Source organism: Pseudomonas umsongensis (assembly GCF_002236105.1).
Lineage (GTDB): Bacteria > Pseudomonadota > Gammaproteobacteria > Pseudomonadales > Pseudomonadaceae > Aquipseudomonas > Aquipseudomonas umsongensis.
Map to the genome: position 1 here is coordinate 104,785 of NZ_NIWU01000009.1, position 12,021 is coordinate 116,805.

Sequence of the window (12,021 nt, forward strand, 5' to 3'; positions counted from 1 at the left end):
GTCCCCTGTAGGAGCGAGCATGCTCCTACAGTGAAAAGCCCAAATATGGAGGTCGCCATGAGCGTCTTGCCGTCGATGAATGTCGACGACCTTATCTGTGATGTCTTGGTCATCGGTTCCGGCGCCTCGGGCCTGGCGACTGCCGTCACCTGTGCCGAGCTCGGCCTCGACGTCATCGTGGTGGAAAAAGAGCCGGTGCTCGGCGGCACGAGTGCCTGGTCGGGCGGCTGGCTGTGGGTCCCACGCAACCCGTTGGCAGTCGCCGAAGGCGTCGTGGAAGAGCTCGAACAGGCGCGAATCTATTTGCGCAACGAGCTGCACAGCGATGTGCTCGACCCGCGCATGGAGATGTTCCTTGAGCAGGGCCCGAAGATGATCGAGTTTTTTCAGCGCCATACCGAAGTGCAGTTTTTCTCCGGCAGCAAGATGCCTGACTTTCATGCCAGCGAAGGTCATGCCCGAGGCGGCCGCTCGCTCTGCGCCCTGCCATTCGATGGTCGTCGACTGGGTACGTGGATCGACAAGCTTCGGCGTCCGCTGGACCTCATCAGCCTCGCCGGAATGGGCATTGCCGGCGGCGCCGATCTCAACCACTTCCTCAACGCGACCCGCTCGGCAAGCTCACTGCTGTATGTCGGCAAACGCCTGTTGCGCCATGCCCGGGACCTGATGTGCCACGGCCGGGGCATGCACTTGGTGAACGGCAATGCCCTGGTCGCCCGGCTGTTGAAAAGCGCCCTGGATCGCAACGTCCGCCTGCTGACCGATACACAGGTAGGTGAGCTGCTGCGCGAGGACCAACATGTGGTCGGCGCGCGTATCGACCGCGGCGCAGGCCTGCTCGAGATTCGTGCACGACGGGGTGTGGTGATGGCCTGCGGCGGCTTCCCCCACGACCGGCAACGTATTGCCCAGCAGTTCGCCCACGCCCCTGATGGCAGCGCACACTTGAGCGCTGCGCCCAAGGGCAATACCGGCGATGGCTTGCGCCTGGCTGAAAGCGTCGGCGCCCGCGTCGCCTGCGACCTGGCGCAGGCCGCGGCGTGGGCACCGGTGTCTCGCGTGCCGCGCGAGGACGGCGGTTTCAGTGGCTTTCCCCATCTGATGGATCGGGCGAAACCGGGTTTTCTCGCCGTGCGCCGTGATGGTCGACGCTTCGTCAACGAAGCAGACTCCTACCATGACTACATGTGCGCACTGTTCGATGCCTGCGGACCGGGAGAACCCCCAGTGTCCTGGTTGATTTGCGACCATCGCGCCCAGCGGCGCTATGGCCTGGGCTGGTCCAGGCCCTTTCCCTTCCCGACAGCGTCCTATGTGCGCATGGGCTATCTGTTCAAGGACTCGACCCTGGCAGGACTGGCACGCCAGTGTGGGATCGATGCGCAGCAACTGCAGGCCACGGTCGATACGTTCAATCAGTTTGCCGAGAAAGGCTGCGATCCACAATTTCGTCGCGGTGAGTCGCTGTACAACAAAAACCAGGGGGAAATCCTCCACGGTCCCAACCCGTCCCTTGGCAGCCTGCGCCAAGCCCCCTTCTACGCCGTGAAGCTGGTGCCTGGCAGCCTCGGCACCTTCGCCGGGCTGCACACCGACGCCTGTGCCCGGGTGCTGGACGACAATCAAGCGCCGATTCCAGGACTGTTCGCCGTGGGCAATGACATGAACAGCATCATGAACGGCCATTACCCCAGCGGCGGCATTACCCTCGGGCCGGGCATGACGTTCGGCTACATTGCAGGAAAAACACTGGCAGGCTCAGCGGCGTGTCGATAAGCGCAATCAAGCAGATGCTGGCCAGGGCGAGGGCTCAACGCAACTTCAGCGGATCGACCATCTGCGCCGCGATGGCCATGCCCACCAAGTCCGGCAACGTATTGGCCTGCATGCGTTTCATGACGCGCGCGCGATACAGGTCGACGGTTTTTGCACTCACGCCCAGTTGCTCGGCGATTTCGCGGGTGGTGTAACCCTGCACCAGCGGCAACAGGATATCGCGCTCGCGCGGGGTCAAGGTCAGCAAGCGCGCCTGCAAGGCTTCGTGGCCCTGGTTACCCGAACGGTGGGTGGCACAGTTGCTGAGTGCCTGTTGCACGCTGTCCAGCAACAGCTGTTCGTTGTAAGGCTTCTCGATAAAGTCATGGGCGCCGGCCTTGAACGCGCGCACCACGATCGGCACATCCGCGTGCCCGCTGACAAAGATGATCGGCAGGTTCAGTTGGCGCACGCGCATTTCTTCCTGCACGTTCAAGCCGCCCATACCGGGCATGCGCACATCCAGCAGCACGCAGGCGTCGAGGCTCGCATCGCAGGCATCGAGGAACGCGACACCACTGGTGAACGGCAGGGCCTTGAGCCCGACCGACTCCAGGAGCCAGACCGTCGACTCGAGCATGCCCTGGTCATCATCGACCACGTACACCACCTGCTCCGTTACACCTGCCATTACCTGATTCCTATTGTTGTTTTGTTAGGCCGGCCAGCGGCAAGCGGCAACACATCAGCAGCCCGACAGGCTGGCGCCGGGCATTCAATTCGCCACCGAAACCTTCGATGATGCTGCGGCTCATGGACAGACCGAGCCCCAGGCCATCGGCCTTGCTGGTGTAGAAGGGGGTAAAGATCTGCTGAAGTTGCGGTTCGCTGACGCCCGGCCCCTGATCTTGCACATGGATCTCCACGCACGTGCCACTGCCCTGCCCCACGGTCATCACGATCACCGAAGGCTGCCCGGGATGTTGCTCACGGTTGGCGTCGATGGCGTTACGCAACAGGTTGAGCAGCACCTGTTCCAGCAACACGCGGTCGGCATAAACGGGCGGCAGATTATCCGGCAGTCGATCCTCGATTGTCACTTGGCAATTGCTCGCCTCCCAGGCACATAAACGCACGGCTTCGCGGGCCACGTCAGTCAGGTTCAGCGCCTGCATGCGACGTTGTCCCTTGCGTAAAAAGGCGCGTAGCCGCCGAATCACTTCGGAGGCGTGGGTGGCGTGATGGGTAATGCGCTCCAGGCCCTGGGTCACTCTTGCTGCCGCTTGAGGATTGGAGTCCAGTGTCTGCAGGTAGCGCAGACTCGCGTTCGCATAATTGACCACGGCCGCCAGCGGCTGGTTGATTTCGTGGGCGATTCCCGACGCCAGTTCACCCAGGGTGACCAGGCGTGCGGTGTGCGCCAGTTCGTCCTGATGACGCCGCTGTTGCGCTTCGCGCAGTTCGCGCTCGGTCATGTCACGCGCGACCAATGAGTAATAGCGCTCGCCGCTGGCGGAACGGTGCGCCAGCAACACCAGCGACACCGGCACCGATGTGCCGCCGTCCGGTGGTTGCAGGCGCGCATCGGTGCTCCAGACACCGTCGCGCTCGGCGCTACGCCAACCGTCGCGTTGCAGGCGCGCAAGGTCAGCGCTGGCGAACAACGTAGCCAGGGCCGGCATGGGTTGTTGCTCATCAATCCCGAGGATGCGGCGTGCGGCTGGATTGAGGTAAGTGACCAGGCCCCCGGGAGCGATGAACAACACCGGATCGATGTTGGCCTCGACCACTTCGGCCAGGCGTCGCTTGTTCTCCTCGGCCTGCACGCGGGCCGTAACGTCCCGGGACACGCAGACGATTTCAACCACCGCGCCGGTGTAGGTTTCCCGGATTGCCCGGCTGGCCGTTTCGAACCACAGGTAATGGCCGTCGCGATGGCGGATGCGGTACGTCATGGTGTGATAACCATCCTGCTCCAGCGCATCGCGTGCACGCTGCACGAGGCCGGCCAGGTCCTGGCCATGGAACAGGCCCTGGGCCATTTGCCCGCGCAGTGCTTCGGGCCAATAGCCGAGCAAGGTCCAGGAGGCCGGTGACGCATCGATCACACGCCCATCCGGTGTGTGGCGGGAAATCAGGTCGGTGGTGTTTTCGATGATCAGCCGGTAAAGCCGTCGTGCAGTGGCCGCCTCACGCTCTGCCAGCACCTGCGCCGTGGCGTCGCGGCAACGGGCGAGCACCCGGTTTTCCTGTGGGTCGGGGATGAAGGTCCAGATCAGGACCTGTTTCTCAAACTGAGCCTCGACGCCTTCGACAGCACGTTGCTGGGTCAGGCAGGCACGCACCAGCTCTCGGTGATTGACCGGTAAAAAACCCAGCACATCGCCCAGCGTTTTTTCCGCGAGCAGCGCCATCAGTGTCGCGTTGAACTCCAGCGGTCGACCTTGCGCGTCGAGCAACAGGCTCGGTTGCGGGTCGAGGCCCAGCAGAGGCGAACCGCGCAGCATGCCGTTGACACTGCTCAGCAGCGTCGTCAGCAAATCCCGGACCCAGCCCAGCCAATCGAGACTCACACCCTCGCGCACTTGCACCAGCAACAAGCCCGGCTGCCCGGGCGTCAAGGCCAGGTCGAACACCTGGCCATGGCTTATCGCGGCCCGGCGCAACCGGCCGGACAACCAGCAATCGAGTTGACGCACTTCAGCCAGGGCCAGGCGCCCTGTGTCTGCCAGAAGATCGAAGAGCAATTGGTCGCTGGCCAGCGCAGGGTCGCCAAGTCCCGGTGGAAACTGCTGGGCCGTGCCCTCATGGCGGTAGATTCGCGAAGGCGGCTGCCAACTCAGGTACACCGCCCGCTGCACTTCGGGACAGTCCTGCAGCGCCAGACACAACGCATCAGCCCGGGCGGCCAGGGACACACTCTCGCGCTGCAGGCGCAACCAACTGTGCAATCGAACGGGAGTAACGGTCATTACGCGCCCACTTTGTCAGGGAAACCAAGCCTATACCAACTTGGAAGGTCGGTGGCGTCGACTCAGAATCAGAAGAATCACATATAGTACATATACTATAGTGCTTAGGTTGTACTTCCATATAACAGACAAAATATTATATAACGTCATCCGGACTTAGAAGGTGACCTCGGCGACTACGCCGCCAGGTCAGCCATAGAGCTAACAATCAGCCAACGAGTATCCGTACATGTCTATCTATGACCAGGGCCTGGGCCCTTCGGCTGTCAATCACATTGCCCTCTCGCCGCTCAGTTTCATCGAGCGCACCGCCAGTACCTACCCGAACCACCCTGCCGTTATCCACGGTTCGATTCGCCGTACCTGGGCCCAGACCTACACCCGTTGCCGCCGCCTGGCCTCGGCGCTGGCCGGTCGAGGCATCGGCAAGGACGACACGGTGGCGGTGATGCTGCCCAACATTCCCGAGATGCTGGAAGTGCATTTCGGCGTGCCGATGATCGGTGCCGTGCTCAACCCGCTCAACGTCCGGCTGGATGCCGAAGCGATCGCATTCATGCTCCAGCATGGCGAAGCCAAAGTGCTGATCACCGACCGCGAGTTCCATGACGTGATCAAGGCGGCGCTTGGCATGCTCGATCACCCACCCCTGGTGATCGACGTCAATGACCCGGAATACGGCGAAGGCCAGGCCGCGAGCGACCTGGACTACGAAGCGCTGTTGGCCGAAGGCGACCCGGCGTTTGACTGGAAATGGCCGCTCGACGAGTGGCAGGCCATTTCGCTGAACTACACGTCAGGCACCACCGGCAATCCCAAGGGGGTGGTCTACCACCATCGCGGCGCTTACCTGAGTGCTCTGGGCAACCAGATGACCTGGGCCATCGGCAATCATCCGGTGTACCTCTGGACGTTGCCGATGTTCCATTGCAACGGCTGGTGCTACCCGTGGACCATCACGGCCCTGGCAGGCGTGCACGTGTTCCTGCGCCGGGTCGACCCGCAGAGAATCCTCACGTTGATCCGCGAGCATCAGGTCACTCACCTGTGCGGTGCGCCGATCGTGCTCAATGCATTGGTCAATATGCCGGAGTCGGCGAAAGCGGCCATCGATCACCCGGTCAATGCCTTGGTCGCGGGCGCTGCGCCACCGGCCAAAGTGATCGGTGCCGTCGAAGAGATGGGCATCAAGGTCACGCACGTATTTGGCCTGACCGAAACCTATGGCCCGGTGACGGTCTGCGCCTGGCACGCCGAATGGGATGAGTTACCTCTGGAGCAGCGGGCGCAAATCAAGTCGCGACAGGGTGTGCGCTTCCCGACACTGGAAGGCGTGATGGTCGGCGACTGCACAACGCTGGAGCCAACCCCGCGCGATGGCCAGACGATCGGTGAGATTTTCCTGCGCGGCAACACGGTGATGAAGGGCTACCTGAAGAACCCGACCGCCACTGCCGAAGCGTTCGAAGGTGGCTGGTTCCACACCGGTGACCTGGCGGTCTGGCATCCCGACGGGTACGTCGAAATCAAGGACCGACTCAAGGACATCATCATCTCCGGTGGCGAGAACATCTCCACCATTGAGCTCGAAGGCGTGCTCTATCGCCATCCCGCTGTGATGGAAGCCGCCGTGGTCGCCCGTCCCGATGAGAAATGGGGCGAAACGCCCTGCGCCTTCATCACCTTGAAGGCGGATCACCAGGACGTTCGAGAGGCTGACATCATCGCTTTCTGCCGTGAGCATCTGGCCGGGTTCAAGGTCCCGCGCACCGTGATCTTCACGCTCTTGCCCAAGACGTCCACTGGCAAGATCCAGAAGTTCGTGCTGCGCGACCGGGCCAAGGCGCTCTAATCCCTTCTACCATGCTTGCATCAAGCAGCAGGTCTGCACCTGCTGCTTGGGGGTCGTGCAGGCCACATTCGGCTGTGCCCGTGACACAACCGTCCCAACGAGGTTTACGTTATGCCAGAATTCAAAGCCCCCCTGCGTGACTTGCGCTTTGTGCTGCACGAAGTGTTCGAGGCCCCGGCCCTGTGGGCGCGCCTGCCCGCCTTGGCCGACAGCATCGACGCGGACACCGCGGATGCCATTCTTGAGGAGGCGGCAAAAGTCACCGAGCACCTGATTGCGCCCCTCAATCGTAGCGGCGACGAAGAAGGCGCACAGTGGCATGAGGGGCGAGTCAGCACCCCCAGCGGTTTCAAACAGGCTTACGCAACCTACATCAAAGGCGGCTGGGTAGGACTGTCCGGCAACGCCGAATTCGGTGGCATGGGCATGCCAAAAATGCTGGCCGTGCAATTCGAAGAGATGCTCTATGGCGCCAACTCAAGTTTTGCGCTGTATTCGGCCTTGAGCGCTGGCGCCTGCCTGGCATTGGATGCCCACGCCAGCGACACCCTGAAAAATCTCTATCTGCCACCGATGTATGAAGGCCGCTGGGCCGGCTCCATGTGCCTGACCGAAGCCCATGCAGGCACCGACCTTGGGCTGATCCGCACCCGCGCCGAACCTGAGGCTGACGGCAGCTACAAGATCACCGGCAGCAAGATCTTCATCACCGGGGGCGACCAGGACCTGACCGAAAACATCGTTCATCTGGTACTGGCCAAACTGCCGAATGCACCGGCGGGTCCGAAAGGCATTTCGCTGTTCGTCGTGCCTAAAGTGCTGGTCAATGCCGACGGCTCGCTTGGCACTGCCAACGCCGTGAGTTGCGGTTCGATCGAACACAAGATGGGCATCAAGGCCTCAGCCACCTGCGTGATGAACTTCGACGGTGCCAGTGGCTGGTTGATCGGTGAAGAGAACAAAGGCCTGGCGGCGATGTTCACCATGATGAATTACGAACGCCTGTCCATCGGCATTCAGGGCATCGGCTGCGCCGAGGCGTCCTACCAGAGTGCCGTCGCCTACGCGCGCGAACGCCTTCAGAGTCGAGCCCCCACGGGCGCCGTGGCGGCGGACAAACCGGCCGACCCGATCATCGTTCACCCGGATGTGCGGCGCATGCTGCTGGGCATGAAAGCCATGACCGAAGGCGGCCGCGCGTTCGCCAGCTATGTCGGGCAACAACTGGACCTGGCGAAGTTTTCCGCTGATGCCGGCGAGCGCGACAGTGCGCAGGTCCTGGTGGCGCTGCTGACGCCCGTGGCCAAGGCATTTTTTACCGACAGCGGCCTGGAGAGCTGCATCAATGGCCAGCAGGTTTTCGGCGGCCACGGCTACATTCGCGAATGGGGCCAGGAACAATTGGTCCGTGATGTGCGCATTGCGCAAATCTACGAAGGCACCAATGGCATCCAGGCACTGGATTTGCTCGGGCGCAAAGTGCTCGCCGACAAAGGCCACGCACTGCGCCAGTTCACCGGCGAGATCCGCCGCTTCGCGGCACAGCCTGACGCCCCCTATGCCCCGCAACTGCTGGATGTCGTGCAGCGGCTGGAGGACATCAGCGACTGGCTCCACGACAGAGCGGCAAGCAACCGCAACGAAGTCGGCGCGGCGTCGGTGGAGTATTTGCACCTGTTCGGTTACGTCGCCTACGCCTGGCTCTGGTCGCGCATGGCTCAGGTTGCGCGGCAAAAACGCAGCGAAGACGAAGATTTCTACGACGCGAAAATCGCCACCGCCGACTTTTACTTCCAGCGCTTGCTTCCACGCACCTTGAGCCTTGAGCAATCCATTCGGGCAGGTAGCGACTCGTTGTATGGCCTGCGCGCTGAACAATTCTGATTGAGCGACGCCATGGCGCTCTGGCGGGCGTTGCACTAATTGCAACGCCTGCCTAGAACTTTTCCTTGATTGTCGGTCTATTTGGATAGGCTCATCCGCTCGGTAGGCGCGAACCCGCAGGCTTCGCGCAGCCAGATGGCCACACGTCCAATTGCCAATCAGAGGTTGTCTTCGCTCATGAAATTCCATGTCCCACGGATGGTGCTCCTCGGCCTGTTCGCGTTCGCGGCAATGGGCTCGGCATCAGCAACACAGATGAAGACTTCAACCCCTGTTTCCGCCCCCCCAGTCACAGCCGTCCAGGCGCCCGTGCGGGCCGCCGACACCCCCTGGCCGACCTTGGCCAGCACGGCCGACAAGCAGCCAGGAGCGTTGCTTGCCCATGACGATCGATACTGGCACGACGGTCGTTGGCACGATCGCCGGGACGAATGGCGTCGAGACGAATGGCGCAGGGCCCAGTGGCGCAGAGAGCAAGCCCGCCGGGAAGCCGAACGCCACCGCTATTGGGAGCGCCACCGCGACCGGGACACGCGCTACCGCTACGACGACGATCGCCGCTACTATCGTCGCTAGCGCCAGGCTACGCGACTTCGTTTAAAAACAGGGAGCGAAGGACATGACCATCAAGCGCATGGACAACGTCCTGATCGTTGTCGACGATCTCGAAGCGGTGAAGGCATTCTTTATCGCGTTGGGTCTCACGCTCGAAGGCCAAACCACCGTTGAAGGGGCTGCTGTCGGCAGCCTCATTGGACTGGGCAACGTGCGAGCCACCCTCGCGATGCTGCGCACCGCCGACGGACAGGGCATTGAACTGGACAAGTTCCACACCCCGGAGGCCGTTCGGTTTGGCCCCGTGGACACACCAATGAACGCCCTGGGTCTTCGTCGCATCATGTTTGCCGTCGATGACATCGATGCGCTCGTGACACAGATGCAAGCCCATGGCGCCGAATTGATTGGCCAGATGCAGTACGAAACATCGTACCGGCTCGCCTATATTCGTGGGCCTGAGGGCATCATCGTCGGGCTTGCGGAGCAACTCGGCTAATGCGTGTGCGGTTTTATTAGACCACTGGCAATCGTGGTTAACGGGGCGCTCGCGATCAGCGAGGCGGCCTTAAAGCCGACCTGACTTGTGATCGTTCCCATGCTCTGCGTGGGAATGCAGCCTGTGACGCTCCGCGTCACCGTTGCGCAAGGCTCACGTCGTGCGTCGTCAGCGGAACGCGGAGCGTCCCTGGTGGCATTCCCACGCAGAGCATGGGAACGATCACACAGGTACAGCCGTAAAAGTCAGGTCGGCTCTAAGGCCGCCTCGTTTTGGCTTTTGCCCCCTCAGAGGCAACGCGTACATTCAGACAATCCCCCGATCGCTGCGCGCCCTCAGGCAGACTTCAACGCAAACCGCGAAACCGGGCGACTCAGACCGTAATGCTCGCGTAGCGTGGTACCCGTATAGTCCTCGCGAAACAGCCTGCGCTTGCGCAGGATCGGCAACACTTCATCGAGAAACACTTCAAAGCCCTCGGGAAATGCCGGCGGCATCACGTTGAAACCATCGGCGGCGCCGCTGCGGAACCACTGTTCGATCAGGTCGGCGATTTGCACCGGTGTGCCCACCGGCACCCAATGCCCGCGAGCACCGGCCAGGCGGTTGATCAGTTGGCGCAAGGTCGGTTGCTCGCGGTCGACTATATCGATGACCAGCTTGAAGCGACTGGCCTGGCTCTCACTGCCTTCAAAGTTGACCAAATGACGAGGGAAAGGCGCATCCAGATCCTGACCGGACAGGTCGACACCCAGCAGTCGGCGCAATTGGCCCAGGGCAACGTGCGGCAGTACCAGGTCATTGAGTTCATCGAACTTGCGCTGGGCTTCCGCTTCGGTGCTGCCGATGTAGGGGCTGATACCCGGGAGAATTTTCAGCTGGCGCGGGTCGCGCCCCACTGCCCTCGCCCGCCCGCGGATATCGTTGGCGAATTCGGTCGCGCTTTGCAGGGTCTGGTGCGCGGTGAAAATCGCTTCGGCGTGCCTTGATGCGAAATCACGGCCATCCTCGGACGAGCCGGCCTGCACTTGCACGGGCCGTCCTTGCGGAGAGCGTGGTGAGTTAAATGGGCCCTTGACCTGGTAGTGCGTCCCCACGTGGTTGATCGAGTGCACTTTCGCACCGTTGGCGAATACCCCGGTGGCCTTGTCCAGCACCAGCGCATCGTCCTCCCAGCTGTCCCACAGGTCACCCACCACCTGCACGAACTCTTCGGCCTTGGCATAGCGGTCATGGGCCGACGGATGCTGGTCCAGGCCGAAGTTGGCGGCGGCGGCCGCCAGGGACGTGGTGACGATGTTCCAGCCGGCGCGGCCCTTGCTCAGGTGGTCCAGCGCACTGAACGAACGCGCCAGGTTGTAAGGCTCGCTGTAGGTGGTGCTGGCCGTGGCGATCAGGCCGATGCGTTGGGTCACCGCCGCGATGGCCGCCAGCCAGGTCACTGGTTCGAAACGTATGCGCACACCTTCGCGATCGCTTTCGGCCAGGGATGGCGAATCGGCAAAGAAGATCGCATCGAGCTTTTCCCGTTCCGCTCTCAGTGCAAGCTGTTGGTAGTGAGCGATGTCCATGGACGCTTCCGGCACCGACTGCGGGTGACGCCAGGCGGCTTCGTGATGACCATTGGGGTAGATGAAGAGGTTGAGGCTGAGCTGACGTTCGGACATTTCCTTTTTCCTACTATGAAAAGCCTGAGTAGATGAATCTGAAAAAACAGGACAGCACGCGACTCAATGCAGCTCTGCAAAGTCGCTCAGCACGTCATCGCGCAGGGCGATGAAACGGCTGTCACTGCGATTGCGTGGACGCGGCAGATCGACGTCGACGATGCGCCGGATGCGCCCTGGGTTGGGTTGCATCACGACCACCCGGTCGCCGAGGAATACCGCCTCGTCCACATCGTGGGTGACCAGGATCATGGTGATTTTTTCCTTGGCCCAGATGTTCTGCAGCTCGCCCTGCAGCCGCGCGCGGGTCAAGGCGTCGAGGGCGCCCAGTGGTTCATCCAGCAGCAGCACGCTCGGACGATTGACCAAGCCGCGGGCGATGGCCACGCGTTGGGCCATGCCGCCGGAAATCTGATGCGGGTAGGACTCGATGAAGTCTTGCAGGCCGACCAGTTCAATGTGCTCGCGCACGGTGTCGCGCTTCTGCCCGGCGCTCAGCGGTGAATTCTTGAGGCCCACGGCGACGTTCTGCTCGACGTTGAGCCAGGGGAACAATCGGTGGTCCTGAAACACGATGCCGCGCTCCAGGCCCGTGCCCTTGATGGGTGTGCCATCGAGCAGGATGCGCCCGTCGAATTCCTCGTCCAGGCCGAGGATCAGCCGCAGCAGCGTGGATTTGCCGCAACCGCTGGCGCCGACGATGCTGATGAACTCGCCAGGGGCGATGTCGAGGTGGATGTTGTCGAGTACCTGCAATTGCGTCGAACTGCCAGGTTTGGAGATGAACCGCTTGCTGATGTGTTCCAGGGTCAGGCCGTTGCTCATGTTGCGATC

The 12,021-nt window shown here is 62.1% G+C and carries 9 protein-coding genes; 5 read left to right on the forward strand and 4 right to left on the reverse strand.

Annotation, left to right across the window (positions count from 1 at the left end; genetic code table 11):
* Positions 1-57: 57 nt before the first annotated feature.
* Entirely contained in the window at positions 58-1,779 is a 1,722-nt protein-coding gene (locus PSUM_RS28835; RefSeq protein ID WP_093935836.1) for an FAD-dependent oxidoreductase, read from the forward strand.
* Between the two features lie 34 nt (positions 1,780-1,813).
* Here the strand turns inward: PSUM_RS28835 and PSUM_RS28840 are convergent, their stop codons facing one another.
* Both PSUM_RS28840 and PSUM_RS28845 read right to left on the reverse strand, forming a co-directional pair.
* Positions 1,814-2,449, reverse strand: a complete 636-nt coding sequence (locus tag PSUM_RS28840) for a response regulator transcription factor (protein ID WP_020800475.1) — start codon at positions 2,447-2,449, stop codon at positions 1,814-1,816.
* Between the two features lie 10 nt (positions 2,450-2,459).
* A complete protein-coding gene (locus PSUM_RS28845) occupies positions 2,460-4,730 on the reverse strand; it encodes a PAS domain-containing sensor histidine kinase (RefSeq protein ID WP_083348665.1) in 2,271 nt (756 codons plus the stop codon).
* Between the two features lie 229 nt (positions 4,731-4,959).
* Between PSUM_RS28845 and PSUM_RS28850 the strand changes: the two genes are divergently transcribed.
* The 4 genes from PSUM_RS28850 to PSUM_RS28865 all read left to right on the forward strand — a co-directional run bounded on the left by PSUM_RS28850 (position 4,960) and on the right by PSUM_RS28865 (position 9,520).
* Positions 4,960-6,582 (forward strand): acyl-CoA synthetase, encoded by a 1,623-nt coding sequence (locus PSUM_RS28850; RefSeq protein WP_020800473.1) that lies wholly within the window; start codon positions 4,960-4,962, stop codon positions 6,580-6,582.
* Positions 6,583-6,693: 111 nt separating this feature from the next.
* Complete coding sequence (locus PSUM_RS28855) at positions 6,694-8,466, forward strand: acyl-CoA dehydrogenase C-terminal domain-containing protein (protein WP_083348664.1); 1,773 nt, start codon at positions 6,694-6,696, stop codon at positions 8,464-8,466.
* A 177-nt stretch (positions 8,467-8,643) separates the two neighbouring features.
* A complete protein-coding gene (locus PSUM_RS28860) occupies positions 8,644-9,042 on the forward strand; it encodes a hypothetical protein (protein WP_080725400.1) in 399 nt (132 codons plus the stop codon).
* 43 nt (positions 9,043-9,085) lie between these two features.
* Positions 9,086-9,520 carry a VOC family protein gene (locus PSUM_RS28865; RefSeq protein ID WP_083348663.1) on the forward strand — a complete coding sequence of 145 codons (435 nt, stop codon included), beginning with the start codon at positions 9,086-9,088 and terminating at the stop codon, positions 9,518-9,520.
* Positions 9,521-9,855: 335 nt separating this feature from the next.
* On the opposite strand, the gene PSUM_RS28870 is transcribed toward PSUM_RS28865, so the two are convergent.
* Together PSUM_RS28870 and PSUM_RS28875 are read right to left on the reverse strand one after the other, a co-directional pair.
* Positions 9,856-11,187: an LLM class flavin-dependent oxidoreductase gene (locus PSUM_RS28870; protein ID WP_083348662.1), complete on the reverse strand. Its 1,332-nt coding sequence runs from the start codon at positions 11,185-11,187 to the stop codon at positions 9,856-9,858.
* A 63-nt stretch (positions 11,188-11,250) separates the two neighbouring features.
* Positions 11,251-12,012, reverse strand: coding sequence for an ABC transporter ATP-binding protein (locus tag PSUM_RS28875; RefSeq protein ID WP_020799239.1), 762 nt, complete (start codon positions 12,010-12,012; stop codon positions 11,251-11,253).
* Between the last annotated feature and the right edge of the window lie 9 nt (positions 12,013-12,021).